The 26,128-nt window shown below is 53.7% G+C and carries 24 protein-coding genes and 2 pseudogenes; 7 read left to right on the forward strand and 19 right to left on the reverse strand.

What is annotated here, in order from left to right; genetic code table 11:
- The first annotated feature begins 13 nt into the window (after positions 1–13).
- Entirely contained in the window at positions 14–898 is an 885-nt protein-coding gene (gene fdnH, locus HV345_RS12105) for a formate dehydrogenase N subunit beta (RefSeq protein WP_016153107.1), read from the forward strand.
- Positions 891–1,547, forward strand: coding sequence for a formate dehydrogenase-N subunit gamma (gene fdnI, locus HV345_RS12110; protein WP_016153106.1), 657 nt, complete (start codon positions 891–893; stop codon positions 1,545–1,547). The genes fdnH and fdnI overlap by 8 nt, the downstream gene beginning before the upstream one ends.
- Positions 1,548–1,686: 139 nt before the next feature.
- Here fdnI and HV345_RS12115 read toward each other — a convergent pair whose 3' ends face one another.
- Both HV345_RS12115 and HV345_RS12120 read right to left on the reverse strand, forming a co-directional pair.
- A complete protein-coding gene (locus tag HV345_RS12115) occupies positions 1,687–3,402 on the reverse strand; it encodes an ABC-F family ATP-binding cassette domain-containing protein (RefSeq protein ID WP_181636681.1) in 1,716 nt (571 codons plus the stop codon).
- A gap of 309 nt (positions 3,403–3,711) precedes the next feature.
- Positions 3,712–4,947, reverse strand: a pseudogene (locus HV345_RS12120) (NAD-dependent malic enzyme); the annotation flags it as partial.
- Between the two features lie 60 nt (positions 4,948–5,007).
- On the opposite strand from HV345_RS12120, the gene HV345_RS12125 reads away from it, so the two are divergent.
- The gene (locus tag HV345_RS12125; protein ID WP_001254932.1) at positions 5,008–6,159 is read left to right on the forward strand and encodes an IS30-like element IS30 family transposase; all 1,152 of its coding nucleotides are present in this window, start codon (positions 5,008–5,010) and stop codon (positions 6,157–6,159) included.
- 8 nt (positions 6,160–6,167) lie between these two features.
- Here HV345_RS12125 and maeA read toward each other — a convergent pair.
- Both maeA and sra read right to left on the reverse strand, forming a co-directional pair.
- A pseudogene (maeA, locus tag HV345_RS12130) lies at positions 6,168–6,632 on the reverse strand (malate dehydrogenase); the annotation flags it as partial.
- A 179-nt stretch (positions 6,633–6,811) separates the two neighbouring features.
- Positions 6,812–6,952, reverse strand: a complete 141-nt coding sequence (gene sra, locus HV345_RS12135; RefSeq protein WP_006684530.1) for a stationary-phase-induced ribosome-associated protein — start codon at positions 6,950–6,952, stop codon at positions 6,812–6,814.
- A 227-nt stretch (positions 6,953–7,179) separates the two neighbouring features.
- On the opposite strand from sra, the gene HV345_RS12140 reads away from it, so the two are divergent.
- The gene (locus HV345_RS12140; protein ID WP_019076792.1) at positions 7,180–7,611 is read left to right on the forward strand and encodes an OsmC family protein; all 432 of its coding nucleotides are present in this window, start codon (positions 7,180–7,182) and stop codon (positions 7,609–7,611) included.
- Positions 7,612–7,658: 47 nt separating this feature from the next.
- On the opposite strand, the gene HV345_RS12145 is transcribed toward HV345_RS12140, so the two are convergent.
- From HV345_RS12145 to HV345_RS12170, 6 genes are read right to left on the reverse strand one after another with little or no spacing between them, the layout of a single operon-like run.
- Positions 7,659–8,429 (reverse strand): 3-hydroxybutyrate dehydrogenase, encoded by a 771-nt coding sequence (locus HV345_RS12145; protein ID WP_047359111.1) that lies wholly within the window; start codon positions 8,427–8,429, stop codon positions 7,659–7,661.
- Positions 8,430–8,440: 11 nt separating this feature from the next.
- Positions 8,441–9,835 carry a GntP family permease gene (locus HV345_RS12150; RefSeq protein WP_196615732.1) on the reverse strand — a complete coding sequence of 465 codons (1,395 nt, stop codon included), beginning with the start codon at positions 9,833–9,835 and terminating at the stop codon, positions 8,441–8,443.
- Positions 9,836–9,878: 43 nt separating this feature from the next.
- On the reverse strand, positions 9,879–10,802 hold the full coding sequence (locus tag HV345_RS12155) for a 3-hydroxyacyl-CoA dehydrogenase family protein (RefSeq protein ID WP_181635593.1): 924 nt from the start codon (positions 10,800–10,802) through the stop codon (positions 9,879–9,881).
- Positions 10,792–11,997 (reverse strand): acetyl-CoA C-acetyltransferase, encoded by a 1,206-nt coding sequence (locus HV345_RS12160; protein ID WP_016156539.1) that lies wholly within the window; start codon positions 11,995–11,997, stop codon positions 10,792–10,794. Before HV345_RS12160 ends, HV345_RS12155 begins: the two co-directional genes overlap by 11 nt.
- Before the next feature lie 10 nt (positions 11,998–12,007).
- The gene (locus tag HV345_RS12165) at positions 12,008–12,664 is read right to left on the reverse strand and encodes a CoA transferase subunit B (protein ID WP_080858776.1); all 657 of its coding nucleotides are present in this window, start codon (positions 12,662–12,664) and stop codon (positions 12,008–12,010) included.
- A 2-nt stretch (positions 12,665–12,666) separates the two neighbouring features.
- Positions 12,667–13,374 carry a CoA transferase subunit A gene (locus tag HV345_RS12170; protein WP_181635594.1) on the reverse strand — a complete coding sequence of 236 codons (708 nt, stop codon included), beginning with the start codon at positions 13,372–13,374 and terminating at the stop codon, positions 12,667–12,669.
- A gap of 142 nt (positions 13,375–13,516) precedes the next feature.
- Between HV345_RS12170 and HV345_RS12175 the strand changes: the two genes are divergently transcribed.
- The gene (locus tag HV345_RS12175) at positions 13,517–14,407 is read left to right on the forward strand and encodes a LysR family transcriptional regulator (protein WP_016153095.1); all 891 of its coding nucleotides are present in this window, start codon (positions 13,517–13,519) and stop codon (positions 14,405–14,407) included.
- Between the two features lie 28 nt (positions 14,408–14,435).
- Here HV345_RS12175 and HV345_RS12180 read toward each other — a convergent pair whose 3' ends face one another.
- From HV345_RS12180 to HV345_RS12210, 7 genes are read right to left on the reverse strand one after another with little or no spacing between them, the layout of a single operon-like run.
- On the reverse strand, positions 14,436–15,371 hold the full coding sequence (locus HV345_RS12180; RefSeq protein WP_181635595.1) for an ABC transporter ATP-binding protein: 936 nt from the start codon (positions 15,369–15,371) through the stop codon (positions 14,436–14,438).
- Entirely contained in the window at positions 15,364–16,350 is a 987-nt protein-coding gene (locus HV345_RS12185) for an ABC transporter ATP-binding protein (protein WP_016156537.1), read from the reverse strand. Before HV345_RS12185 ends, HV345_RS12180 begins: the two co-directional genes overlap by 8 nt.
- Positions 16,347–17,243 carry a D,D-dipeptide ABC transporter permease gene (gene ddpC, locus HV345_RS12190; RefSeq protein ID WP_181635596.1) on the reverse strand — a complete coding sequence of 299 codons (897 nt, stop codon included), beginning with the start codon at positions 17,241–17,243 and terminating at the stop codon, positions 16,347–16,349. Before ddpC ends, HV345_RS12185 begins: the two co-directional genes overlap by 4 nt.
- Entirely contained in the window at positions 17,240–18,262 is a 1,023-nt protein-coding gene (locus HV345_RS12195; protein WP_016153091.1) for an ABC transporter permease, read from the reverse strand. The genes ddpC and HV345_RS12195 overlap by 4 nt, the downstream gene beginning before the upstream one ends.
- Before the next feature lie 44 nt (positions 18,263–18,306).
- Positions 18,307–19,869, reverse strand: a complete 1,563-nt coding sequence (locus HV345_RS12200; RefSeq protein WP_181635597.1) for an ABC transporter substrate-binding protein — start codon at positions 19,867–19,869, stop codon at positions 18,307–18,309.
- A 15-nt stretch (positions 19,870–19,884) separates the two neighbouring features.
- Positions 19,885–20,472 carry a D-alanyl-D-alanine dipeptidase gene (ddpX, locus tag HV345_RS12205; RefSeq protein WP_016156534.1) on the reverse strand — a complete coding sequence of 196 codons (588 nt, stop codon included), beginning with the start codon at positions 20,470–20,472 and terminating at the stop codon, positions 19,885–19,887.
- A gap of 14 nt (positions 20,473–20,486) precedes the next feature.
- The gene (locus HV345_RS12210) at positions 20,487–21,353 is read right to left on the reverse strand and encodes a MurR/RpiR family transcriptional regulator (RefSeq protein WP_016156533.1); all 867 of its coding nucleotides are present in this window, start codon (positions 21,351–21,353) and stop codon (positions 20,487–20,489) included.
- A gap of 400 nt (positions 21,354–21,753) precedes the next feature.
- Between HV345_RS12210 and hdeB the strand changes: the two genes are divergently transcribed.
- Positions 21,754–22,083: an acid-activated periplasmic chaperone HdeB gene (hdeB, locus tag HV345_RS12215; RefSeq protein ID WP_003019999.1), complete on the forward strand. Its 330-nt coding sequence runs from the start codon at positions 21,754–21,756 to the stop codon at positions 22,081–22,083.
- Positions 22,084–22,238: 155 nt separating this feature from the next.
- The gene (locus HV345_RS12220) at positions 22,239–24,182 is read left to right on the forward strand and encodes a methyl-accepting chemotaxis protein (RefSeq protein WP_181635598.1); all 1,944 of its coding nucleotides are present in this window, start codon (positions 22,239–22,241) and stop codon (positions 24,180–24,182) included.
- 65 nt (positions 24,183–24,247) lie between these two features.
- On the opposite strand, the gene HV345_RS12225 is transcribed toward HV345_RS12220, so the two are convergent.
- Positions 24,248–25,615, reverse strand: a complete 1,368-nt coding sequence (locus HV345_RS12225; protein WP_181635599.1) for a glycoside hydrolase family 10 protein — start codon at positions 25,613–25,615, stop codon at positions 24,248–24,250.
- A gap of 12 nt (positions 25,616–25,627) precedes the next feature.
- The gene (locus HV345_RS12230) at positions 25,628–25,915 is read right to left on the reverse strand and encodes a VF530 family DNA-binding protein (RefSeq protein WP_181635600.1); all 288 of its coding nucleotides are present in this window, start codon (positions 25,913–25,915) and stop codon (positions 25,628–25,630) included.
- Positions 25,916–26,128: the final 213 nt, after the last annotated feature.

Genomic DNA, 26,128 nt, shown 5'->3' on the forward strand with positions numbered 1-26,128 from the left:
GGGAGGCGAACATATGTCTATGGAAACGCAGGACATCATCAAACGGTCCGCAACAAACGCCATCACGCCGCCGCCTCAGGCCCGTGATTACAAAGCTGAGGTCGCAAAGCTGATCGACGTTTCCACCTGTATAGGCTGTAAGGCCTGTCAGGTGGCATGTTCAGAGTGGAATGATATCCGTGATGAAGTCGGCCACTGCGTCGGGGTGTATGACAACCCTGCCGATCTTAGCGCCAAGTCCTGGACGGTGATGCGGTTTACCGAAACCGAACAGAACGGCAAGCTCGAGTGGTTGATTCGTAAAGACGGCTGTATGCACTGTGAAGATCCGGGCTGCCTGAAGGCATGCCCGTCTGCCGGGGCTATCATCCAGTACGCCAACGGGATTGTTGATTTTCAGTCAGAGCACTGCATTGGCTGCGGCTACTGTATTGCCGGGTGTCCATTTAATATTCCGCGCCTCAATAAAGAGGATAACCGCGTATATAAATGTACGCTGTGTGTGGACCGCGTCAGCGTCGGGCAGGAACCTGCCTGCGTGAAGACCTGTCCGACCGGGGCAATCCATTTCGGTACCAAGCAGGAAATGCTGGAAATGGGCGAACAGCGAGTGGCAAAACTGAAAGCACGCGGTTATGAACATGCCGGTCTCTACAACCCGGAAGGTGTGGGTGGCACGCACGTGATGTACGTTCTGCATCATGCCAACCAGCCGGAGCTGTATCACGGCCTGCCGAAAGAACCGCAGATCGATACCTCTATCAATCTGTGGAAAGGGGCGCTAAAACCGCTGGCCGCTGCCGGATTTATCGCCACCTTCGCCGGACTGATTTACCACTACATTGGTATCGGTCCGAATAAGGAAGTGGACGACGACGAGGAGGATCATCATGAGTAAGTCGAAAATGATTGTGCGCACGAAGTTTATCGACCGCGCCTGTCACTGGACAGTGGTGATCTGCTTCTTCCTGGTGGCGTTGTCGGGGATTTCGTTTTTCTTCCCGACTCTGCAATGGCTGACGCAGACATTCGGTACGCCGCAGATGGGGCGCATTTTGCACCCGTTCTTCGGACTGCTGATCTTCGTGGCGCTGATGTTCATGTTTGTACGCTTTGTTCACCACAACATCCCGGATAAAAAAGATATCCCGTGGCTGAAAAACATTGTGGAAGTGCTGAAAGGCAATGAACACAAAGTGGCGGACGTGGGTAAGTACAATGCCGGGCAGAAAATGATGTTCTGGTCGATCATGAGCATGATTTTCGTGCTGCTGATCACCGGCATCATTATCTGGCGTCCGTACTTTGCGCAGTTCTTCCCGATGCAGGTCGTGCGCTATAGCCTGCTTATCCATGCGGCTGCGGGGATTATCCTGATGCACGCCATCCTCATCCACATGTATATGGCATTCTGGGTGAAAGGATCGATTAAAGGCATGGTCGAAGGGAAAGTGAGCCGTCGCTGGGCGAAGAAACATCACCCACGCTGGTATCGCGAAGTTGAACGACAAGAAGCGAAAAAAGAGAGCGAGGAAGGGGTTAACTAACTCCTGACGTGCCCTGATCGTAATGGCGCTACACCTGTAGCGCCATTTTTTTGCCCAAAAAACGTCATATTTCGATAAGCCGGATGACGGCCCTACACGCGCATTTTGCTGATGTAGGCCTGCCATCCGGCAATACGGTTTACTCCAGTTGTGAGTTCAGGCGCTCAATCTCCTCACGCCATTGCGCCTGTAACAGCGGCTTTTGATGTTTTGGCTTGCGGGCAAGATCGTCAGCCAGACGCTGCTCCAGCTCAAGAAGTTGTTCCAGCAATCCATCGCTGTCACCGTTTGTTTCGGCTCTTGCATCGACCACCGTTTTGGGAACGGTTATCTCCGAGGATGTTTCCCGAATACGCGCATTGACCGCGTCCAGATCGTGCCATTCACTGAGTTCGCCCTTGTCGATCAACCAAAACCGGTTACAGCTTTGGCTGATAAGCTGACGGTCGTGACTGACCAACAACACGCCGCCGTTATAGCTTTGCAGCGTTTCTGCTAACGCCTCTTTACCTTCCAGATCCAGATGGTTGGTCGGTTCATCGAGCATCAGCAGGCTGTAGCGCGCAAGCGTTAGCCCAACAAACAGCAGCCGGGAGCGCTCACCGCCGCTTAGGGAACTGATCCGCTGCGCGTGACGAACCCACGGAAAACCCGCGCTAATCAGCGCCATTTTGCGGATATCAGGCTGCGGAGCAAACGGCTCCAGCGCGTCAAATAACGAATCGTTATCTGCGAGTTGGTGCAGCGTCTGGTCGTAATAGCCCAACGTAACGCGCGGGTGCAACACCAGTGAAGGTGATGCCAGTTGTGAGTGAAACTGTTGCCAGATAAGCCTTAACAACGATGATTTCCCGCAACCGTTGCGCCCGACAATCGCCACGCGATCGCCGCTTTTTAACCGGAGACCGGCAATGGAAAACAGCGTATCGGCGTCGGGAGCAGGGGCCACGGACAGATTAGTCATCTCCAGCAAACGATCCGCACGCAGGGCATCTCCCTGCAATGTTAGTGTCCACTGACTTCCTGACGTCACTTCAGTCTGTACCTCTTTCAGGCGCTGTACCTGCTTTTCCATCTGCTTGGCCTTGCGGGAAAGATCTTCGTTGTCGTAGACCCGCCCCCAGGTAGCCAGCCGTTTGGCGCTGGCGGTCACCCGGTCTATCTCCTTTTGCTCAGCCTTATGGCGCAGAGCATCGCTGATGTCTCTTTCTGCCAGAGCCTGACGCGCTGCGCTACAGGGCAGATCGAAGGCATGAAGAGTTCGATCGCGCAGGATCCAGGTTCCGTGAGTCACCGCGTCTAACAGTTGCGGGTCGTGGGAAACCACCACAAAACTGCCAGACCAGTTTTGTAAGAACTGTTCCAGCCACAGTAATGTTGGCAGATCCAGGTGGTTACCCGGCTCATCCAGCAGCAGCAGGTCAGGGTTTCGCATCAGCGCCCGCGACAATAACAGACGCGTGTGTTGGCCGCCGCTCAGCGTGTGTGCTGTCAGAGATAAATTCTCCGGCGTGAACCCCATTTCGGCGAGCAGTGCTTCAACTCGCCACTGCTGACCTGCGCGTTCATGCTCGGGCAGTTGAGCCAGAACGGCTTCCTGCAGCGTGAGCGGCAGTATTTCGTCTGGGAGATGTTGTTCTACACGGGCGAGATGGCAGTGATTTGCCTGCGCGATAATCCCACTGGTCGGCGAAATTGTGCCATCGAGCAGTTTTAACAGCGTGCTTTTGCCGCAGCCGTTGTAGCCGATAAGCCCGACGCGGTCGCCTTTTTTCAGGGTAAAGGAAAGATCGTCGAATAGCGTGCCGAATGCCGTATCAACGTGTAAGGATTGTGCGGTTAGTAATGTGCTCATTGTTGCTTACTCAAGAGTTACAGGCGTAAAAACGCCTCGTCAAACATCGCTGACGATAACCCGGTAAGCCCGAGAGAAGGGGATTTAGAAGTTAGCTTCGCTCAAGCAGAAGTTATCGCAGCACGATACCGATAACGCTTGAGCACTGGCGATCGCCAAAAGCATGTGAAACGATAAAACGTTCACAGTACAGCATAAGTATCCTCCTTATTATTTCCCAAATGTTAATCGATGGTGAAAGTGTAATCGTAAGTCACGCAGTCGCGCAAGTTCTGAGCGCCCGGCAGCAACGTGCCGCCGGGCAAACCGTCAGATAGAGGTACGACGGTAGTCGCGGTATTCTGCCTGCCAGAAATTATCGTCAATCGCCTGTTGCAGCGCTTCGGCGGAGGTTTTCACCGCCACGCCTTGCTGCTGGGCCATTTTACCGACGGCAAACGCGATGGCGCGGGAAACGGTCTGAATATCTTTCAGCTCAGGTAACACCAGTCCTTCGCCGTTGAGCACCAGCGGTGAATACTGCGCCAGCGTTTCACTGGCTGACATCAGCATTTCATCGGTGATACGCGATGCGCCAGAAGCAATTACCCCCAGACCAATACCCGGGAAGATATAGGCGTTGTTACATTGGGCAATGGGATAGATTTTCTCTTTCCACAGTACCGGTGCAAACGGGCTACCGGTCGCAACCAGCGCGTTACCCTCGGTCCAGGCGATAATATCCTGTGGCGTGGCTTCTACGCGGGAAGTCGGGTTAGACAGCGGCATGACGATCGGACGCGGGCAATGCTTATGCATTTCGCGAATGATCTCTTCGGTAAACAGGCCGGTCTGTCCGGAAACACCAATCAGGATGTCCGGCTTAACGTTGCGTACCACATCGAGTAACGACAGCACATCTTCTTGCGTATCCCAGTGCTGCAGATTTTCGCGTTTTTGCACCAGTTTGGTCTGGAAAGAGAGCAGGTTCGGCATCTTATCGGTTAACAGGCCGAAGCGATCGACCATAAACACGCGTTGACGCGCCGCTTCTTCGCTTAAACCTTCACGCTGGATTTGCGCGATGATCTGCTCGGCAATTCCGCAACCGGCGGAACCTGCCCCGAGGAAGACAATGTTCTGTTCGCTTAACTGGCTACCGGCCGCACGGCTGGCCGCAATCAGCGTGCCAACGGTTACCGCAGCGGTACCCTGAATATCGTCGTTAAACGAGCAAATTTCATCGCGATAGCGGGTCAACAGCGGCATGGCATTTTTCTGTGCAAAGTCTTCAAACTGCAACAGCACGTCCGGCCAGCGATGCTTCACGGCCTGGATGAATTCATCGACAAATTCGTAGTATTCATCATCGGTGATACGCGGATTACGCCAGCCCATATACAGCGGATCGTTGAGCAGTTGCTGGTTGTTGGTTCCGACGTCCAGTACCACCGGCAGGGTGTAGGCCGGGCTGATCCCACCACACGCGGTATACAGCGACAGTTTACCGATTGGAATACCCATCCCGCCGATCCCCTGATCGCCAAGACCCAAAATACGCTCCTGTAGATTCAATTGGTCAACGCAACAGTTATGTGAAAACATGGGGTTGCGGAGGTTTTTTGAATGAGACGAACATTTACAGCAGAGGAAAAAGCCTCTGTTTTTGAACTATGGAAGAACGGAACAGGCTTCAGTGAAATAGCGAATATCCTGGGTTCAAAACCCGGAACGATCTTCACTATGTTAAGGGATACTGGCGGCATAAAACCCCATGAGCGTAAGCGGGCTGTAGCTCACCTGACACTGTCTGAGCGCGAGGAGATACGAGCTGGTTTGTCAGCCAAAATGAGCATTCGTGCGATAGCTACTGCGCTGAATCGCAGTCCTTCGACGATCTCACGTGAAGTTCAGCGTAATCGGGGCAGACGCTATTACAAAGCTGTTGATGCTAATAACCGAGCCAACAGAATGGCGAAAAGGCCAAAACCGTGCTTACTGGATCAAAATTTGCCATTGCGAAAGCTTGTTCTGGAAAAGCTGGAGATGAAATGGTCTCCAGAGCAAATATCAGGATGGTTAAGGCGAACAAAACCACGTCAAAAAACGCTGCGAATATCACCTGAGACAATTTATAAAACGCTGTACTTTCGTAGCCGTGAAGCGCTACACCACCTGAATATACAGCATCTGCGACGGTCGCATAGCCTTCGCCATGGCAGGCGTCATACCCGCAAAGGCGAAAGAGGTACGATTAACATAGTGAACGGAACACCAATTCACGAACGTTCCCGAAATATCGATAACAGACGCTCTCTGGGGCATTGGGAGGGCGATTTAGTCTCAGGTACAAAAAACTCTCATATAGCCACACTTGTAGACCGAAAATCACGTTATACGATCATCCTTAGACTCAGGGGCAAAGATTCTGTCTCAGTAAATCAGGCTCTTACCGACAAATTCCTGAGTTTACCGTCAGAACTCAGAAAATCACTGACATGGGACAGAGGAATGGAACTGGCCAGACATCTAGAATTTACTGTCAGCACCGGCGTTAAAGTTTACTTCTGCGATCCTCAGAGTCCTTGGCAGCGGGGAACAAATGAGAACACAAATGGGCTAATTCGGCAGTACTTTCCTAAAAAGACATGTCTTGCCCAATATACTCAACATGAACTAGATCTGGTTGCTGCTCAGCTAAACAACAGACCGAGAAAGACACTGAAGTTCAAAACACCGAAAGAGATAATTGAAAGGGGTGTTGCATTGACAGATTGAATCTACACCCCATCGGTGACAACGATGACCTTGATATTGTGGTTAGGAACGTTTTGCAGGATATCGTCCATATTGTGGCGGTTCTGATAAGAGATAAACACGCCGCGCGCGCGACGATATATCTCGGAGAAACGCTCACAGGCCGCGCCAACCGTTGGGGTATAGATAACCGGCATCATCTCATCAAGGTGATTATGCACCAGCCGGTAAAACAGGGTTTCGTTGGTGTCCTGGATGTTGCGCAGGTAAATATGTTTATCGATTTCGGTTTTGAATCCCTGATATTGGATCCAGGCGCGTTCAGCCTGTTCTTCAATCGTCTCGACCACTTCCGGCAGTAACCCCAGCAGGTTGAAGTTACGGCGTTCTTCCGCACTGAAAGCACTCCCTTTATTCAGTAAAGGGAATTCCAGCAGAACCGGGCCAGCGTAGGGGATGTAAAGGGAACGCAGTTTTTTAGTTTCGTTTTCCATGTCACTCACTCTTTTTTGAATAACCGTCCCTGGCACTCTTTATGATCGTATGTGGCCTGTCCGCCAGGGAAACGGCCGAAGTATAAAGCATTGTGAATGGGTTAAGGGGTTTTATAAGCAAAAACACCACTGCGGTTGCAATGGTGTTTATCTCGTTATTCAGTCAGACGTGCGAAAGGCTATTTGCCGTCAGCGCGGCGCTTTCTTCCGGTAGGATTATTGACCACGTTGGTTTTGTCACCTTCGGTCACGACTTTGCGTTGATTTGAGATTTTGTGGTCCAGTCCGAGAATATGACGGGCCTGACGGTTCGATTTCATTCTAACTCCTTAATCCTGTTACTGGTTTCAAGGGCGAGTCCGTATGAGAACGGACGAAATACAACCTGATAGAAAGCCGATGTTAAAAATAGCGGCTTTCTGGATGGTCGGTCATTTCAGCTGAAAGGTCAATGCTTAAGCGGCAAATGAGAACTATCCCGTATGTGCCATGCTTTTTCTCAGCCGTCCTATACTTGTAACTCCAACGACAACACAGGAGAGCGGTAATGACTATCCATAAGAAAGGTCAGGCACACTGGGAAGGCGACATTAAGCGCGGTAAAGGTACCGTGTCGACCGAAAGTGGGGTGTTGAATCAGCAACCGTATGGGTTTAATACCCGATTTGAAGGGGCGAAAGGCACCAATCCTGAAGAGTTGATTGGCGCGGCGCATGCAGCCTGCTTCTCAATGGCGCTTTCGCTCATGCTGGGCGAAGCGGGTTTTACCCCAGATGCCATTGATACCACTGCCGATGTTTCTCTGGATAAAGTGGATGCCGGATTTGCTATCACCAAAGTCGCGCTACACAGTCAGGTGAGCGTCCCGGGGATAGATGCCGCCACGTTTGACGGCATCATCCAGAAAGCAAAAGCCGGCTGCCCGGTATCACAGGTACTGAACGCGGAAATCACGCTGGATTATCAGTTAAAATCGTAAAGATGGTGTGCCGGATGCGACGGGGTCTTATCCGGCACCAGATGTCTTTATTGCGCCACCCAGCCGCCATCCATATTCCACGCCACACCACGCACCTGCGACGCCCCGTCTGAGCACAAAAATAGCGCAAGCTCACCCAACTGTTGCGGCGTGACGAATTCGCGCGACGGCTGTTTTTCCGCCAGCAGGGCGTCACGCGCGGCGTCAGGCTCAGCGCCTTCGGCAATACGTTTATCGATTTGCTGCTGGACCAACGGCGTAAGCACCCAACCGGGGCACAGCGCATTGCAGGTGATACCCGTCTGCGCGGTCTCCAGCGCAATGGTTTTGGTTAATCCCACCACGCCGTGCTTCGCCGCCACATAGGCGGATTTCTCTTTTGAGGCCACCAGGCCATGAACAGAAGCGATATTGATGATGCGTCCCCAGTTACGCGTACGCATGCCGGGAAGCGCCAGGCGCGTGGTGTGAAAGACAGAAGAGAGGTTAATGGCGATAATCGCGTTCCATTTATCAACCGGGAAGGTCTCCACCGGTGAAACATGCTGGATCCCGGCATTGTTGACCAGAATATCCACACCGCCAAATTCGCTATCGGCATAGCGCATCATGTCGGCAATTTGCGCTTCATCGCTCAGGTCCGCGCCATGATAGCCTGGCGTTTTGCCATATTGTGCAATGGCATCTTTGGCGGCTTCCACATCACCAAATCCGTTAAGGATCAGGGTAGCGCCCGCTTGCGCCAGCACCTGTGCGATGCCTAATCCAATACCGCTGGTAGAGCCGGTAACCAGAGCGGTTTTTCCCGTTAAGTTCATGATGATTCTCCTTAAACAATTCCGGTGGTGTAGAAGACGCCGATAACAAACAGCACGGCCAGACTTTTAATTACGGTAATGGCGAATATCCCGCCGTACGCCTGACGATGGCTAAGACCGGTTATGGCCAGCAGGGTAATGACCGCACCGTTATGTGGCAGGGTATCCATACCACCGCTGGCCATTGACGCCACGCGGTGGAAGACCTCGAGGGGAATATTGGCGGCATGGGCGGCGGCAATAAAAGTGTCAGACATGGCGGCGAGGGCAATACTCATCCCGCCAGACGCCGAGCCGGTGATCCCGGCAAGCGTGGTGATGCTGATAGCCTCATTGAGCAGCGGGTCGGGAATGGCCGCCAGCGCTTTTGACAGCACAAGGAAACCTGGCAGGGCGGCGATCACTGCGCCAAAACCGTATTCTGATGCGGTGTTCATGGCCGCGAGGATCGCGCCGCCAACCGCCGTTCGGCTCCCTTCCGCCAGGCGACCTTTAATGTTGCGATAGCCGAAGAGTACCACCAGCAGGATCCCAGAAATCAGCGCCGCTTCTACCGCCCAGATAGCGGTGATTTTACCGACTTCGGTGGTAATCGGTTTGGCAAGGCCCGGAAGTTCCAGTTGATGCGTAGCGCCATACCATTGCGGGATCCAGTGGGTAAATAATAGGTTAAAAACGCCAACAAGGATCAGCGGAGAGATAGCAATTATCGGGTTCGGCAGGTTAATGTTATCCGGCGTTTCCGGCTCGTTTAACAGTTCAGTGCCATACCCTTCATTCTTTGCCTGCGCTTTACGACGCTGGCGCTCGAGATAAACCAGACCGACAACGATGATAAACAGAGAGCCGATCAAACCCAGCCAGGGCGCGGCCCAGGCGTTAGTTCCAAAGAAGCTGGTCGGAATAATGTTCTGGATCTGCGGCGTGCCTGGCAGAGCGTCCATGGTGAAGGAAAACGCGCCCAGCGCAACGGTGGCCGGAATCAGGCGCTTCGGAATATTACTCTGACGGAACAGCTCCGCCGCAAACGGATACACCGCAAATGCCACCACGAACAGCGATACGCCGCCGTAGGTCAACAGTGCACACACCAGCACAATCACAGGGATGGCGTGACGACGCCCGAGAATGTTGATAGCGGCAGCAACGATGGAGCGAGAAAAACCCGATAACTCGATTAACTTGCCAAACACAGCGCCCAGTAAGAACACCGGGAAGTAAAGCTTCACAAAACCGACCATTTTTTCCATAAACAGGCCGGTGAAGGCAGGGCCGACGGCGCTGGGTTCGGTGAGCAATACAGCACCTAATGCCGCGATGGGGGCAAACAGGATGACGCTATATCCGCGATAGGCTGCCAGCATCAGCAGGCCCAACGCTGCCAGGGCGATTAATACACTCATCATGACTCCTCAATATCATTGTTATAGTGGGGTACAGAAAGAGAAGTTACGGTTTCAGGGCAAAGCGCAGCTGATGCTCTCTGCGTTGCTGGATATATTCCTTGCGCGAATCATCCCAGCGATAAAATCCCTGACCGCTGCGCAAACCGGTATCACCGTTAGCCACCTTGTCAGTGACCAGAGACATCATGTCGCTCCCGGTTGCCAGCTCCGGTAGCAGATGCCGACAAATGTCCTGTACCGTAGAAAGTCCGGTCATATCCGCCGCCTCCAGCGGACCGACCATCGCATAGCGACGACCGAGCGAGGCGCGCATTACCTGATCCACCACCTCTGCGCTGGCGATCCCGCTTTTTACGATATGCAACGCTTCACGTAGCAGAGCGAACTGCAGGCGATTACCGACAAACCCCGGCGCGGCGCGGTCGAGCACGACGGCTTCCAGCTGCATCGAAAGCAGCAGTTGTTGCAGCTCCTGCAGATATTCCGGCTTCGTGGCCGTGCCGGGTACAATCTCAACCAGCGGAATAAAATGCGGCGGGTGCCAGAAATGGGCGATTAACAACCGCTCAGGATGGGCGAGCTTTTCTGCCAGCGCATCCGGCGGCAGGCCGCTGGTGTTACTGGCAATGACGGCCTCAGGCGCGATCAGTGCTTCCAGTTGTGCATACAACGCGTGCTTGAGTTCGAGTCTCTCTGGGATGGCTTCGATCAGTAACCCGCACGCGGCGATATCTTGCAGTGAGGTAGTGCCATGCAGACGACTCACAGCCTGTTCTTTGTCGTTTTTAGGAAACTGTTCGGTGGCAATCAGTTCATCCAGAATACCGCTGGCAACTGCGCCAATGTCTGCAATACGGTTGCTATCGGTGTCGTACAGCCAGACATCGTGACCATAACGGACGAAGTGGGTGGCAATACCGACACCCATTAAACCCGCGCCCAGTACGCAGATATGCTTACTTTTCATGAGATACCTCCTGCGGGCGCTCAACCGCCAGCGCCACCCCCTGACCGCCGCCTACGCACAGCGTAGCCAGCCCTTTGGCGGCGTTACGGCGGGCCATTTCGTGCAGCAAAGTCACCAGAATTCGGCAACCTGACGCGCCAATGGGATGGCCCAGCGCAATCGCGCCGCCGTTTACGTTCACCCGATTGCTGTCCCAGTTCAGGGATTCGCCAACCGCCAGCGCTTGCGCGGCAAAGGCTTCGTTGGCTTCAATGAGATCGACATCATTCAACGTCCAGCCAGCTCGCTTCAGGCACTGAAGTGATGCCTCTACCGGCCCAATACCCATAATCGCAGGGTCGACGCCGGAGACAGCGTAGCCCGCCACTCTGGCAAGAACCGGCAGATTGAGTTCTGCTGCTTTGGCGGCGCTCATCAACATCACTGCGGCGGCGCCATCGTTGATTGAAGAGGCATTCCCGGCGGTCACCGTGCCGTTACCTGGGCGAAACGCTGGTTTGAGCTGCGCCAGCTTTTCAGCCTGCGTATCCGGACGAGGCTGTTCGTCACGATCCACGACACGCGGCGGTTTTTTGCCCTGCGGGACGCTGACTGGCGTGATTTCCGCGCTAAAACGACCGGCTTCAATGGCGGCGGCCGCTTTTTGCTGTGAGCGCAGGGCAAAGGCGTCCTGCTGCTCGCGACCGATCACGAACTTATCCGCCAGATTTTCCGCGGTAATCCCCATGTGATAGTCGTTAAACGCATCCCACAGACCGTCATGCACCACGCTGTCTTTCATGCTGGCATGACCGAGCCGCAGTCCCGCCCGGGCGCCGTCGAGGAAATAGGGCGCATTGCTCATGCTCTCCTGCCCACCGGCAATCACAATTTGCGCATCGCCGCAGCGAATCGCCTGGACCGCCTGATGCACCGCCTTCATGCCCGAGCCGCACACCAGATTCAGGGTTAACGCGGGCGTGGTGACCGGCAGTCCTGCGCGTAACGCCGTTTGCCTGGCAGGGTTCTGGCCGCAGCCTGCCGTCAGAACCTGGCCGAAGATCACTTCATCAATTTGCTCAGGTGCCACGGCGGTTTTTTCCAGCAGCGCACGGATCACCACTGAACCTAGTTCAACCGCGGAAAGCGGCGCCAGCGCGCCATGAAAACTGCCAATTGGGGTGCGCGTTGCCGCGACAATAACAACATCCTGCATGGTCAGCTCCTCAGCTAAAGTGCATTTCGGGGACATTTTCGGGAACGATCAGCTTGCCGGCGGTTCTGGCGACAATCTCATCGACGCTGATGCCCGGCGCTCGCTCGCGCAGAATGAACGCCCCGTCGGAAATCTCCAGCAGCGCCAGATCGGTAAGCACGCGTTTAATACAGGCCACGCCGGTCAGCGGCAGGGTGCAGGCGGGAAGCAGTTTCGACTCGCCGCTTTTAGAGGCATGCGTCATCACCACGATGATGTTGTCGGCTCCGGCAACCAAATCCATCGCGCCGCCCATGCCTTTCACCATTTTTCCGGGGATCATCCATGAGGCGATATTGCCGTTAACATCCACTTCAAACGCGCCGAGCACCGTCAGGTCGACGTGACCGCCACGGATCATGGCGAAGGATTGCGCCGAGTCGAAGATTGCCGCGCCTTTGCGCGCCGTCACGGTCTGTTTCCCGGCGTTGATCATGTCAGCATCAATTTCGTCTTCCGTGGGAAATGGGCCCATACCCAGCAAGCCGTTTTCCGATTGCAGCATTACGTCCATGCCTTCAGGAATGTAGTTCGCCACCAGAGTAGGAATACCAATCCCAAGGTTGACGTAATAACCGTCTCGCAGTTCGCGGGCGACACGCATCGCCATTTGTTCACGCGTTAACATGGTCAGGCTCCTTTCTGGCGCAGGGTGAGTTGTTCAATACGTTTTTCAAACTGGCCCTGGATAATGCGGTTAACGTAAATTCCGGGGGTGTGAATTGCGGCGGGGTCCAGCTCTCCGGGAGGGACAATTTCTTCAACTTCCACGACGGTAATACGCCCAGCGGCAGCCATCAGCGGATTAAAATTCTGTGCGGTGTGGCGATAAATAACGTTGCCGTACCAGTCGGCTTTCCAGCCTTTAACCAACGCAAAATCACCGGTTATCGCCTGCTCTAAGATGTAAGGGCGTCCGGCAAACTCGCGAACTTCTTTCCCTTGCGCGACCGGGGTTCCGTATCCGGTCGCGGTAAAGAATGCCGGGATCCCCGCGCCGCCCGCGCGCAACTGCTCAGCCAGCGTGCCTTGTGGCGTCAGAATAGCTTCCAGTTCGCCGCTGAGAACCTGCTGCTCAAACAGGGCGTTTTCACCTACATAAGATGCGACCACTTTGCGTACCTGGCGCGTTTCCAGCAGAACGCCAAGGCCAAAACCATCCACGCCGCAGTTGTTTGACACAACCGTAAGCCCCTGAACCTCCCGACGGCGTACTTCGGCAATCAGGTTCTCGGGGATCCCACATAAGCCAAAACCGCCCGCCAGCAGCGTCATGTTATCGGTCAGTCCTTCCAGCGCCTCTTGATAGGTGGCAACCCGTTTATCCAGTCCAGCCATATACTTGCCCCTCCTGTTGTCCTTGCCGACATCATTGGGGGTGAAAAATGATTTGTTAATTTTAAATTTGTGACTCACTCATTGGGTTTTTTTATCAATTTAATGTTAATTAAAGGTATTCAACAGGTTAAAGGAATGCGAAATGGGAATGAGCATCAAACAGTTACGCGCGTTTTTAGCGGTAGCTCACACTCTGAATTTTGCTCATGCCAGTGAAAGACTGAATATGTCGCAACCCGCTTTAAGCCTGGCGATTAAAGGACTGGAGGATTCACTGGGCGGGGCGTTACTGTTGAGAACCACCCGCAAAGTGACCCTGACGCAGGAGGGAGAAACGCTGCTCAACATGGGGCGACAGCTGCTGGCGGACTGGGAGAATACGGAAGAGGCAATGCGCCAACGCTTTACGCTGCAGCGCGGGAAAATTTCTATTGCCGCCATGCCCTCATTCGCCGCTAACGTCCTGCCATCGGTACTGAAAACGTTTCGTGATTCCTACTCCGGGATCAACGTAACGGTACATGACGTGATTAACGAACAAGTGATTGAGATGGTCAGTGAAGGGCGGGTGGAGATGGGCATTGCCTTTGAGCCGGACTCTTCAGGGCATCTGCATTTCACCCCGCTCGGCGTGGATCGTTTTATCGCGATTGTTCCGCCGACATGCAAACTGGCGGGCCGGGATCGTATTGCGTGGCGCGAATTGCTGACGCTGGATTTTATCACCCTGCAACGTCCTTCCGCCGTGCGCCTGATGCTGGAAGAACAGCTGGTGCAAAGTGGGCATACGCTGGAGGTGGCGCTGGAGAGCCATCAACTGGTGACGGTTGGTCGCCTGGTGGCGAGCGGACTGGGCGGCAGCGCCGTGCCCGCATTGTGCCGTACGCAAATGACAGAGCTGGGCGCAACCTGTATCGATCTGGATACGCCGGTGATCCAGCGTCGGATCGGCGTTTTGCGTTCGGCGCATCATAAGTTATCTACCGCTTCTGAAGTGCTGGTGGATTCACTGAAAAAGGCGTATTGCACCTGACTCTCACGCAATACGCCAACCGTTCAGCTCATGCAACCGCCCGCCAGCAGCGAACTTCACCTCCGCTATCACTTTTCAGCAATGCCTGTTTCTTCTCACAGCCGCTGGTCGCCAGTGGGCACCTGTCACGGAAAAAACAACCCTGGGGCAGCGTTCGGTTCCCCGGTAGTTCGGTTTTCCGTAACACCAAATCCTCCGCCAGCGGTGCTCCCGTTTTAGGGACCGAATCCAGCAATAATCGCGTGTAGGGATGGGCGGGCTGCGTGAGAACCTGCTGCGCATCGCCCAGCTCAACAATTTGCCCGAGGTACATCACCGCCACGCGGTCGCTCATATGGCGGACCACCGACACGTTGTGCGAGATCAGCACGTAGGTCAGGTTTCTGCGCGCCTGCAATGACACCAGCAGATTGAGAATTTGTGCCTGCACGGAGATATCCAGCGCCGAAGTAGGTTCATCAAGCACAATCACGTCCGGCTCTGATGACAACGCCCGGGCGATGGCAATACGCTGGCGCTGTCCACCGGAAAACGCATGCGGCAGGCGGTCGAGATATTCAGGACGAATTCCCACTTGTCGCGCCAAATCTTCAGCAAGCATACGGCGCTCACGTTCTGCAGGACGTTTTTGGATCCACACCGGTTCGGTGATAATCCGCCATACCGGTAAGCGCGGATCCAGCGATGAAAGGGGATCCTGAAAGACCATTTGCATACCGGTATGCTGCTTGTCACCACGGCGCGCATAGTTGCCCTGACTGGGTTTCAGCATCCCCATCAGCAGTTGCGCCAGCGTACTCTTTCCACAACCGGACTCGCCAACAATCCCCAGCGTTTCCCCCTGACGGATCTGTAAATCCAGACTATTGAGCGCATGCACCCGTTCCGTTACCTTGCCGAGCCAGTTTTTACGCGCAGGGAAGTTGACATGAACATTCTGCAGCGCCAGTAAAAAATCAGACATGTGTTGTCTCCAGTTGCGGATACCAGCAGGCAGATTGTTGATCCCCGCCTCCCTGACTGCGTAACGCAGGTGTTTCTTCACAACGGGGGCCAGCGGCAAAGCAGCGCTCGCGAAACGCGCATCCCGTCGGTAAGCAGGTTAAGTTCGGCACGGTGCCGGGAATGGCGGGCAGCAATGCGCGCGGCTCGCCGTGTTCCGGCGCGCATTTCAGCAGACCAATGGAATAGGGATGCGTCGGGCGTTGAATAACGGTTTGCGTTGGGCCACTCTCAATCACGCTTCCGGCATACATGACGTACAACCGGTCGCATAACTGTGAAACCACTGCCATATCATGGCTGATAAATAACACGGCTGTCCCGCTGGCTCGCGCTTTTAACTTCAGCAAACGCAGCACCTGCAGTTGCACCGTGACGTCCAGAGCGGTGGTCGGTTCATCGGCAATAATAAGCTCCGGTTCACACGAAAAGGCCAGCGCTATCATTACGCGCTGGCGCATCCCGCCGGAAAGCTCAAACGGGAAACGCTTCATGACTTCCGCCGCGTCCGGGATTTGCATCTCCTGGAGTAAAGCGATGGCTTTCTGACGGGCATCCGTGCGGCTTAACGCCTGATGATGGCGGATAACCTCCACCATTTGCTGACCGATGCGTCGGGTCGGATTCAGCGCCGTCATGGGTTCCTGAAAGATCATCGCTACGCGTGCGCCGCGCCATTGGCGCATTTGCTTCTCGCTGGCATTGAGCACATCTTCCCCCAGCAGCGAAACGCGTCCCTGGTGGATATGATAACTGCCTTCCGGCAGCAGACGCATGGTGAGCATGGCCGTCACGGACTTACCGGAACCGGACTCACCAACCACGCCAACGATTTCTCCGCGGTTGATATGCAGCGATACATGGTTAAGCGCATGCACGTCAGCTTTATAGCCGGGAAAACTCAAATGCAAATCTTCGATTTCCAGCACGGGTTGTGTCATGACTGTTTTCCTCCGGCTTTCGGGTCAAGCAGATCGCGAATACCATCGCCAAAGAGATTAAAGCCCACGGCGGTAATCAGAATGGCGGCGCCGGGGAAAGCGCAATACCACCACTGATCAAGCACATAGTTACGGCCTATTGCGACCATCGCTCCCCATTCAGCGCTGGGCTGCTGTGCGCCCAGACCGATAAATCCGAGCGTGGCGGCCATCAGGATCGCACTGCCGATATCCAGCGACGCTTGCACAATTAGCGGGGGCAGAGAGTTACGTAAAATGTGCCAGCTAATCAGATGCCAGCGTGATGCGCCGTAGGTCCGCGCCGCCTGCACATAGGTAAACTGGCGCACTACTAACGTTTGACCGCGTGCGAGGCGCACATAAAACGGAATACGTACGATAGCAATCGCCAGCATGGCGTTAAACAGGCTTGGACCCAACGCGGCGGCCAGCGCCATCGTCAGCACCAGCGAGGGAATGGACAGCATAATGTCCATTATTCGCATAATAATTGCATCGGCGCGTCCGCCCATGACGCCAGACAAACAGCCCAGCAGCGAACCCAATCCCCCGGCGATACCCACCACGACCAGACCCGCAACGACCGATTGTTGGCTACCCACCAGAACGCGGCTGAACAGATCGCGGCCGACTTCATCGGTACCAAACCAGTGAGCGGCTGACGGGGGCAGCAGGCGCGCACTCAAATTGATGGCATTAGGGTCGTGAGGGATTATCCACGGCGACAGCACCATCAGCAGCAGTATCAACACAATGATGACCCCGCCAACCAGCGTCAGCGGGCTGCTTTTCATCATCCAGAACAGTTTAGCCCAGTCCGTGCGACGGCGTGTTGTCTGAGGCGCGGCTGGCGTTTCTTGTGTGAGCATCATTGTGCGTCTCCGCGTCCAATTCGTGGATCGATCCACAAGTAGAGTAAATCCACTACCAGGTTAACCAGCACATAGGCGAAAGAGACCACCACGGCAAATCCCATTACCGCCGGGAAGTCGAGCGCCTGAATCGACGTCACCACCCAGGCGCCCATTCCCGGCCAGGCGAAGACCGTTTCAGTCAGCACCGCACCGTAGAGCAGATCGCCCAATGCCAGGCCGAGAACGGTTATCGAGGGGATAAGCGCATTTGGCAACGCGTAACACAACACGATGTACCAGCCCGGCAACCCGCTGGCACGAGCGGTGCGAATGTAATCTTCACTCAGTTGCTCCAGCATGGCGGAGCGAATCTGGCGGGCAACGATCCCCAGGTGCACAAAGGCCAGCGTCAGTGATGGCAGGATCAGGTGCTGAAGCGCATTGAAAAAGACTTCGCCATTGCCTTCCAGCAGTGCATCAATCAGATAGAACCCGGTGACGTGAGTTGGCGGATCCAGCCAGTCATCTAAACGTCCACCGCCGGGTAAAATTTGCAGATGACCATAAAACAGCACGATAACCCCCAGCCCCAGCCAGAATGCTGGCGTGGAGATACCGGTGATTGCCATCAGGCGAACGAGGTGATCAAGCCAGCGGTTGCGCCAGACCGCAGATAAAATGCCCAAAGGAATACCGATAACCAGCGCCAGCAACAAGGAGCAGAAAGCCAGCTCAAGGGTGGCGGGGAAGAAGATGCGCAGCTCATCCAGCACCGGACGTCCGGTGCGAATAGAGGTGCCTAAATCGCCGTGAAAAATGTCGCTGACATAGCGAAAAAACTGGACATACAGCGGCTGGTTCAGCCCCAACTGTTGGCGAATATTTTCGACAATTTCATCACTGGCGCGATCGCCCGCCAATAGCCGCGCGGGGTCGCCAGGTATCAGGTGCGAAATAATAAAAGTGATTACGCAAACACCGATAACCACCAGAATAAGTCCCCAGCATCGCTGGCGTAAAATGCTCCAGAATGTCATTAGCTTCCCCTTGCGGAGCCAGAGCGGCTCCGCATTAACGTGGCTTATTTACTCATGGTGGAGATATTGAAGACCTGTTCCAGCATGGGGTTGAATACAAATCCTTTGACGTCTTTGTTCATCGCCAACTGATAGTTTTTTTGGAATAAATAGACGTAGGCGGCTTCATCAATCACGATAGTTTGCGCCTGTTGGTAGTCATTGGTTCTGGCAACCTGATCGGTCGTGGCCAGCGCGCTACGCAGCAGCTTATCGACCTCACCGTTTTCATAGAACGAACGGTTACCCGGCAAGCCTTTCTTATCTGACTCAAACCAGTAGTTCATAAACATGTACGGATCGGCGAAATCTGGGCTCCAGTTGCCAATGGCAATGTCGTAATCTCCTTTGCCCACGCGGTCACGCATGGTGGCGTTCGCCAGTTTTTCCAGCTTCACCTTAATGCCCAGTTTGCCAAGGCTTGCCTGGGTCGCGAGCGCGATAGGTTCCCAGTTGGGGTCATTATCCGAGTACAGGAAGCTCAGGCTGTCAGGTTTGGTGGCAACGTTGTCCCACGCCGCTTTCGCTTTGGCTTCATCGAAACTGTACTGCATGGCCTTGTCGTCAAAACCCCACATGCCTTCAGGGATCGGACCCCGCATTTGCTTACCGTTGCCGCTCAGGATCCCGTTTACCATGCCTTTATAATCGGTGGCCCACGAGATGGCGCGGCGTAAATCCACCTGATTGAGCGGCGCTTTACTGTTATTCAGATACAGATAGGTCACGCGCAACGAGGGATAATCCGCCACGTTAACTTTGCCTTCCTGTTTTAAGGCGGCAAGCTGGTCAACCGGAAGCGCATCGGCAATGTCGATATCACCCCGCGACAATTGCAGACGGCGAGAGGCGCTTTCACCGATGATTTTTACCGAAACCCGCTTAAACGCCGGTTTTGCACCGGCATAATATGGGTTAGGAACCAGTACCAACTGCTGTCCCTTTTGCCAGCTTTTGAGCATGAAGGGACCGGAGCCTGCCGTGTTCTGCGCCAGGAATCCGCGGGCATCGTCTGCGGCATGATCTTTTAAGACGGCCGGGTTAATAATTGAAGCCCCGTCATTGGCCAGCGTATACAGGAACGGCGCAAATGGCTGGCTGAGGGTAAACTTCACCGTATTGTTATCGATAGCCTCGACCTTCAGATCTTTCGGGAACGCTTCTGCAGGCCCCTGGCCGATTTTGAGCAGGCGTTCAAAAGATTGCTTTACCGCATCAGCCGTCACCGGCGTTCCGTCGGCGAATTTGGCATCGTTTTTCAGGATAAACGTCCACTCTTTCTGGTCGTCAGAGGCCTTCCAGCCGCTGGCCAAATCGCCTTCAACTTCCGTGGAGCCTTTACCGCCATCCGTTTTGTACTGAACCAGCCGCTGATAAGAGGGATAGGTGACCGTCCAGTCGTTGTTATCGATGGTCACGGCGGGATCGAGCGTCTGCGGGTCGGCAGCTTTGCCGATCACCAGCATATCTTTGGGAACGGCGGCCTGCGCAGCGGGCAGGGCAAACGCCAGCGCAACGGCTATCAGAGCGGGGCGAAAAAACGCGTTTAACGCAAGTGTAGTCTTCATAACCAGGCTCCAGAATTAAAGGGAATGTTGTGTTGTTATGGGTGTGACAGTGTAACAATCTATCTGATCGTCAAGCAGCGGATAGCGGGCGGCATCAGGTAATTCAAAATGCCACCACTCGCTGGTGATACCGACAAAACCGCCGCCAAACATAATGGCATTGAGCAGCAGGCGGTTGCGCTGCGCAGCCGGAGGAACAGAAGGGTGCCAGGCATGGGAACGGTCGTGCATCTCATCAAAGCCCGCGCCCATATCGAGAAGATTGCCACGATCGTCCATTAGCGTAACGTCAATGGCCGTCCCGCGGCTGTGATTAGATCCTATCGCTACATCGACAACATACTGAGGATCCGGACACGCATTCCACAGCACCGCCTGCGCCTGCTGCGGGCGATACGCGTCGTATACCACAAGTTTCAGGCCCGCCAGTTGCGCAATACTGATGCTTTTCGCCAGCGCAGTGACCGCCTCGGTGTGCAACAGGCAACGAGCTTCCCGGTAGATAGGGGCGCCGGTAATGTTGTCTGCCGTAGCGTATTTAAGATCGATATGCAGCGACGGGAATATCACCGACAGATCGACCAGTTCTGGGGTTTCTGACATAGCACGTTTCCTGTTTATTGTTCGAATTGACCAAATTGTTGTTGTAACTGGCGATTGGTTTGCAGGCGTTCTGCGAGGGAGTCACCCAGTTGTGCCACCACCGCAGAGAGTAATAAGTTGAACAGACAGCTCACTGGAGCCAGTGAGTCCCAGAAATGTCCGGTGTCAGTTTTCACCTGAAGTAAGTCAATGGAATAGTCTCTGGCCCACGGGCACCACACATCGGTGATTAACGCCAGCGGAATGCAGCGTTCTGTGGCAACGCGGCAATATTGTCGCGAGATTGCGGAATAGGCGCGCATATCGGTGATCACCACGTAAGGCTGGGTGAATCCTGAATTCAGCGACTCGACCCAACTGCCGGAAAGCCCTTCGGAGTAGCTGACTTTAGGCCGCAGGTATTCCAGGTGACTGAAAAAGGCGTTAGCGATCCCGCGGGTGGACTGGATCCCAAGGATATACACGGCTTCCGCATGCGCCAGCCGCTGCGCTATGCGTAAAAACGTTTCGCCTTGCGCGAGTTGATAGACATAGGTAATGGCGTCGATTTCCAGTAACAGCGACTGCTGCGCGCGATCTGGCAGGCTTTGTTGCTGGTGCCAGGAGTCCAACCGCTCGTTCATCCCCCAGGGTTGATAGGCGACGACGGGTAGCTCCCGCAGGCTGGCTTTTGCATCTTCCAGATTGCGAAAGCCCAGTTTACGCAGATAGCGTCCAACGGTAATGCCGCTGGTTCCGGTCGCTTTAGCAATACCATCCGCGGTTTCAAAAGGGATCTGCACAGCATGGGCTAACAGCCACCCGGCCACGCGCTTTTCGCTGGGCGTCAGTTGGCTAAAGGTCTGCTCTATACGGGTAAATAACTCCGGTTTCGCTGTCATTACCTTCTCGCTGTTAATTGTTTGTCAGAGTACGGTTCACTGTTAGCAAATTAACAATGCAGGACGCGTGCCATGTTGGTAACAGCGGCACGCTGACCATTTTTGTTAAAAATCAGCCCATATCCGTTAACTAATGATCAACATTTGTGCAGCGTAGTTCAGTTTTGGTGCAGCGACAGGGGAAGAGGGGTATGAATCTGCTGATTTCGTCGGAACGATCACATTGTGGCCACGTTTTACGCCCAGACATCAGAATCAGTAATGTGAAATATAAATTTCAGCCATATCAATGGTGGCAATCTTTATTCTTATGACGTTAGGGGTATTATTTTTTGCGAACTACATTAACGGTTTGAAGCGCAAGTGTAGATATTATTTATATTATAAATGGAGTACTACAATGAATAAATTCTCCCTTTCTACAGCAGGTATTCTGGTCGCAGCGCTGTTAACCAGTGTCAGCGTCAATGCAGCAACTGATAACGCTAAAACTGAAGTGACTCCAAAAGGCATGAATTGCCAGGAGTTTATTGATTTGAACCCGCAAACTATGGCCCCGGTGGCTTTCTGGGTGCTCAATGAAGATGAAGATTTCAAGGGTGGCGATTACGTAGACTATAACGAAACCGTGACTACTGCAGTTCCTCTGACCGTTGAACTTTGTAAAAAACATCCGCAGAGCGAATTAAGTAAAATAAAAGACGAAATCAAAAAAGAATTATCCAAATAAGATTAAGTCATTATTAAAACCCAGCCAAAGTGCTGGGTTTTGCTATTTGTGACAATGTCACATATTTATTTTGTGATACTTAAGAAAAATTTATAAAGATATAAACGCCTGTGCCGATACTGGATAAAAGTTAGCCTTTTGCAGAAGGAGTTTGTATGGCCTGGTATCCTACTCGTATTTCAACGCGTTTAACCATCGGCGGCATTCTGCTGCTTGCAGTCACGACCCTTGTTATTGTGGTGATTATGCTCTGGCGTGGTCAACCGCGCGTCGTTGAAATCAACACCGCCCTGATCGAAGAAACAGGGCAAGGTTTAACCCGCCAGTTGAGTACCGTATTGTCCCGAATTGAAGGTGAGACCGTCAGCTTGTCACGACTGGCTGAGGTGCTGCCAAATGATGAATCTCTTTACCAAAGCGTCGTTCCGCATCTGATTGGTGAAGATAAAGATTCGATTATTACCGGCGGCGGCATCTGGCCAGAACCAGACGCTTTCACCGCAGGTGTGGAGAAAAGAAGCTTTTTCTGGGCGCGTAATGCTGAAGGTAAACTGGTGTATTCCAACGACTATAACGTCGAAGGATCAAGCGGATACCACAATGAAAACTGGTATCAGCATGCTAAAGGGCATTCACAAAACAGTTGCTTATGGTCTGATGTCTACCAGGACACCAGTTCAGGCGTCAACATGGTGACGTGCAGCGTACCTTATCAACTGGCGGGCAAGTTTGCCGGTGTCGCCACCACCGATATTCGCCTGGATAACGTCGCCACTTTCATGCAGCAACAGGGAAACAGCACCGGTGGTTACGCGTTTGTGGTGGACAAGCAGGGACAAATCCTCTATTTCCCGCAGGCCGATCTGGCGAAATATAAAACCATTAACGATCTGGCGCAAAGCGCGCAATGGCTTATCCCGGTGGAAAACGGTCTGAAATCTCTGCGCCCAGCGGACGGGGTGAAAACGATTACGCTTGCAAATGATAACGTCCTGAATTCGGCTTCACGGGTAATGCTGTTCCCGATGGCTGATACCGGTTGGGTTGTTGGTCTTGCGACGCCTGAATCGCGTATCGTCGGCCTTGCCAAAGTGATGATGCAGGACGTGCTGGAAGTGTTGATCCCGATCATGACCCTGTTGCTGGTGGGATCCTGGCTGGTGGTTCGCCGACTGATTTCACGTCTCGATGATACCCGTCAGGCTCTTGATGACATTGCGCAGGGAGAAGGCGATCTTACCCGTCGCCTGGATGTGCGTGGCAAAGATGAGATTTCCGCTATCGCCGAAGCGTTTAACCTGTTCGTCGATAAAATCTCAGCCATTCTGATCACTGTCAGAAGCAGTAGCGTAGTGGTGGCGAATAACGCTGTCAGCCTGGCAGACAGTAATATGGAACTTTCATCTCGCGTGACGCAACAGGCCGCTGCGCTGGAAGAGAGTTCGGCGGCAATGGAACAGTTAAATGCGACCGTTCATCAAAATGCCAGTAATACACAACTGGCGGATGAACTCTCTGATAGCACCGCGCAAACGGCCAACCGCTGCGGCGATGTTATGCAGGGTGTTATCTCTACAATGGATAACGTCAGTGCCTCATCCGGCAGAATGGTGGAAATTGTCGCGGTTATCGACAGCATTGCGTTCCAGACCAATATTCTCGCCCTGAATGCCGCGGTTGAAGCCGCCAGAGCAGGTGATGCCGGGAGAGGGTTTGCCGTTGTGGCCTCCGAAGTGCGCACGCTGGCCCAGCGCAGCGCCACCGCCGCGCAGGAAATAAAAGCATTGATCGATGAATCCGTTTCTCATGTAGGTAGCGGAAGCCAGCAAATTCACAATGCGGGCGAACGTCTGGGAGAACTGGTCAGTAATGTACGTCAGGTACGTCAGTTAATGGGGGAAATACGCGTTGCGGGTGAAGAACAACGCAAGGGCGTTTCCGAAGTTACGCTGGCCGTTACCGAAATGGACAGCACCGTTCAGCAAAACGCCTCGTTAATAGATGATGCCGCCGCGCGAACGCAGGCGCTGAAAGAGGAGGCGGAACAGCTGGCGATGCTGGTCTCATCATTCAGATTGCCTGAGCCTTCAGTTGCCTGATGGATCGGTTAAGAGCGTCCGTATTACCGGGCGCTCTTGCGTTATAAATCTAATTCGGACGACCATTAACGCCCCCAACGACTGCGAATATAGGTCACGGCTTCCTGCGTTTGCGGCTGATTAAGGTAATCTTCGCGAAACAAAATTGTGCCGTTAATGTGCGGTTCAGACTCGTTCAGATCGAGCTGTTTTTTCAGCTCCGGCACACCGCCTTTGACCGTCCAGTCAGGTTCTTTTCGCGACGGCTCACCGACTTTGTACAACGCCACCCCAATATACAGGCGGGTGTTGGTTGATTTGACGACATCTGCCCACCATTTCGCCAACACATCGTAACGCGCCGCATCGCGGGCAAAAGGCCAGTACAGCTGCGGGGCGATGTAGTCCAGCAAGCCTTGTTGCACCCAGCGGCGGGTGTCCGCATACGATTCATCATAGGCTGCCGCGCCGCGCGTGTCGGAGCCCGCCGGATCGTGCGAACGGTTGCGCCACACGCCCGCAGGGCTGACGCCAAATTCAACTTCAGGTTTGAGTTTCTTAATGGTTCGTGAAACCTGAGCGATCAGGCGTTGCGTGTTATCGCGCCGCCAGTCAGCTTTGGAGACAAATCCCTGGCCGTATCTTCTGAAGGTCTGGCTGTCGTTGAGCGCAGAGCCGGGAGACTCGGTATAGAAGTAATCATCGAATTGCACGCCGTCAACCGGGTAATTCTCAACCACTTCCGCCACGATACTGGTTATCCAGTCACGCACTTCGGGAATACCGGGATCTAACACAAAACGCTCGCCCGAGGTACGGATCCAGTCCCGATGCAAGACATAAACGCTGGAAGGCGTCTGTGACAGCGTGTTGTTTAATTCGGTAACCGTTGCCGGTTTAGTGTTAACGGACACGCGGTAGGGGTTAAACCAGGCATGGACTTTCATTCCGCGTTTATGCGCTTCATCGAGCATAAACCGTAACGGATCGTAACCCGGATCCTGACCAATTTTACCGGTCAGGGTATCTGACCACGGCAAGATTGTAGATTGCCACAGCGCAGTGGCATCGGGCTTCACCTGGAAAAAAACGGTGTTAATACCAAGACGTTTCAGATTATCCAGCTTGTCAGTCAGCGCCTTTTGCTGCTGGCTGATACGAACGGCAGGCGAGCTGATGTTGACGGATGAAATCGGCGGCCAGTCAAGACGCGAAACCGTTGCCAGCCAGATACCGCGCACCGGCTCCTTGGTCTGCTGTGGTTTGCCCACCGGGGGCAGTGGGGTGATTTTTGAACCGGGCGGCTGTGAAGAACAACTGCCAAGTAGCAACATACTGCCTACGAGCAGCGCGAACCATGTCTTGTTGGTACGCGGCAGCCTGGCTCGGGAACGGGCGAGAATATTCGCCAGTTTTTTCTGATAATTTGCTGAAATAAAACCGGATGCTGACATCAGATTTTGCTCTTAATTCTTCTTGTTGCGGCTGTTAGCCCAGGGATCGAACGCCGGTTCGGTGGTGTTATTTGAGGCCAGATCATGCAGTGAATCCAGGTACAGCGCTTCAACTTCTGCCCGCGCCCACGGCGTGCGGCGCAGAAACTTCAGACTGGATTTAACACTCGGCTCATTTTTAAAACAGTTGATATTAATGCGTTGCGCCAGCTCAGCCCAACCATAACGATCAACCAGTACATTGACCTGCATTTCAAGCGTTACGCCATGTAAAGGGTCTTTAGAAATATGAGCATTCATATGAAGTCCAGTTCAGTGGTTCCAGATTTTGTCAGTAGTGCAACGGGAAGAAGGTTACAAGAAAGCGGGGCGACCAGCAATGGCATCTGTTCCTCAGGCTTTCATGATTAAGAAGTAAACATCAGCCAAACATTGCTGAAGAAAAGATCTGGATTAGATGCGTTCATTAATCTTAAGTGGGTATTTATACCTGGATTGTTACTCCAGCTTCTC

The sequence above is a fragment of the Citrobacter sp. RHBSTW-00986 genome (genome assembly GCF_013783065.1).
Classification (GTDB): Bacteria; Pseudomonadota; Gammaproteobacteria; order Enterobacterales; family Enterobacteriaceae; genus Citrobacter; species Citrobacter braakii.

What these genes read in the sequence shown, in the direction of transcription:
- HV345_RS12150 (WP_196615732.1), bottom strand. Translation starts at nt 9,835, where the DNA reads ATGATGAGTGTATTAATCGCCCTGGCAGCGTTGGGCCTGCTGATGCTG.
- sra (WP_006684530.1), bottom strand. Translation starts at nt 6,952, where the DNA reads ATGAAATCGAACCGTCAGGCCCGTCATATTCTCGGACTGGACCACAAA.
- HV345_RS12170 (WP_181635594.1), bottom strand. Translation starts at nt 13,374, where the DNA reads ATGGCTGGACTGGATAAACGGGTTGCCACCTATCAAGAGGCGCTGGAA.
- ddpX (WP_016156534.1), bottom strand. Translation starts at nt 20,472, where the DNA reads ATGTCAGAAACCCCAGAACTGGTCGATCTGTCGGTGATATTCCCGTCG.
- HV345_RS12175 (WP_016153095.1), top strand. Translation starts at nt 13,517, where the DNA reads ATGGGAATGAGCATCAAACAGTTACGCGCGTTTTTAGCGGTAGCTCAC.
- hdeB (WP_003019999.1), top strand. Translation starts at nt 21,754, where the DNA reads ATGAATAAATTCTCCCTTTCTACAGCAGGTATTCTGGTCGCAGCGCTG.
- HV345_RS12160 (WP_016156539.1), bottom strand. Translation starts at nt 11,997, where the DNA reads ATGCAGGATGTTGTTATTGTCGCGGCAACGCGCACCCCAATTGGCAGT.
- HV345_RS12145 (WP_047359111.1), bottom strand. Translation starts at nt 8,429, where the DNA reads ATGAACTTAACGGGAAAAACCGCTCTGGTTACCGGCTCTACCAGCGGT.
- HV345_RS12225 (WP_181635599.1), bottom strand. Translation starts at nt 25,615, where the DNA reads ATGTCAGCATCCGGTTTTATTTCAGCAAATTATCAGAAAAAACTGGCG.
- HV345_RS12115 (WP_181636681.1), bottom strand. Translation starts at nt 3,402, where the DNA reads ATGAGCACATTACTAACCGCACAATCCTTACACGTTGATACGGCATTC.
- HV345_RS12165 (WP_080858776.1), bottom strand. Translation starts at nt 12,664, where the DNA reads ATGTTAACGCGTGAACAAATGGCGATGCGTGTCGCCCGCGAACTGCGA.
- HV345_RS12195 (WP_016153091.1), bottom strand. Translation starts at nt 18,262, where the DNA reads ATGACATTCTGGAGCATTTTACGCCAGCGATGCTGGGGACTTATTCTG.
- ddpC (WP_181635596.1), bottom strand. Translation starts at nt 17,243, where the DNA reads ATGATGCTCACACAAGAAACGCCAGCCGCGCCTCAGACAACACGCCGT.
- HV345_RS12185 (WP_016156537.1), bottom strand. Translation starts at nt 16,350, where the DNA reads ATGACACAACCCGTGCTGGAAATCGAAGATTTGCATTTGAGTTTTCCC.
- HV345_RS12155 (WP_181635593.1), bottom strand. Translation starts at nt 10,802, where the DNA reads ATGAAAAGTAAGCATATCTGCGTACTGGGCGCGGGTTTAATGGGTGTC.
- HV345_RS12210 (WP_016156533.1), bottom strand. Translation starts at nt 21,353, where the DNA reads ATGACAGCGAAACCGGAGTTATTTACCCGTATAGAGCAGACCTTTAGC.
- fdnI (WP_016153106.1), top strand. Translation starts at nt 891, where the DNA reads ATGAGTAAGTCGAAAATGATTGTGCGCACGAAGTTTATCGACCGCGCC.
- HV345_RS12200 (WP_181635597.1), bottom strand. Translation starts at nt 19,869, where the DNA reads ATGAAGACTACACTTGCGTTAAACGCGTTTTTTCGCCCCGCTCTGATA.
- HV345_RS12125 (WP_001254932.1), top strand. Translation starts at nt 5,008, where the DNA reads ATGAGACGAACATTTACAGCAGAGGAAAAAGCCTCTGTTTTTGAACTA.
- HV345_RS12230 (WP_181635600.1), bottom strand. Translation starts at nt 25,915, where the DNA reads ATGAATGCTCATATTTCTAAAGACCCTTTACATGGCGTAACGCTTGAA.
- HV345_RS12180 (WP_181635595.1), bottom strand. Translation starts at nt 15,371, where the DNA reads ATGTCTGATTTTTTACTGGCGCTGCAGAATGTTCATGTCAACTTCCCT.
- fdnH (WP_016153107.1), top strand. Translation starts at nt 14, where the DNA reads ATGTCTATGGAAACGCAGGACATCATCAAACGGTCCGCAACAAACGCC.
- HV345_RS12220 (WP_181635598.1), top strand. Translation starts at nt 22,239, where the DNA reads ATGGCCTGGTATCCTACTCGTATTTCAACGCGTTTAACCATCGGCGGC.
- HV345_RS12140 (WP_019076792.1), top strand. Translation starts at nt 7,180, where the DNA reads ATGACTATCCATAAGAAAGGTCAGGCACACTGGGAAGGCGACATTAAG.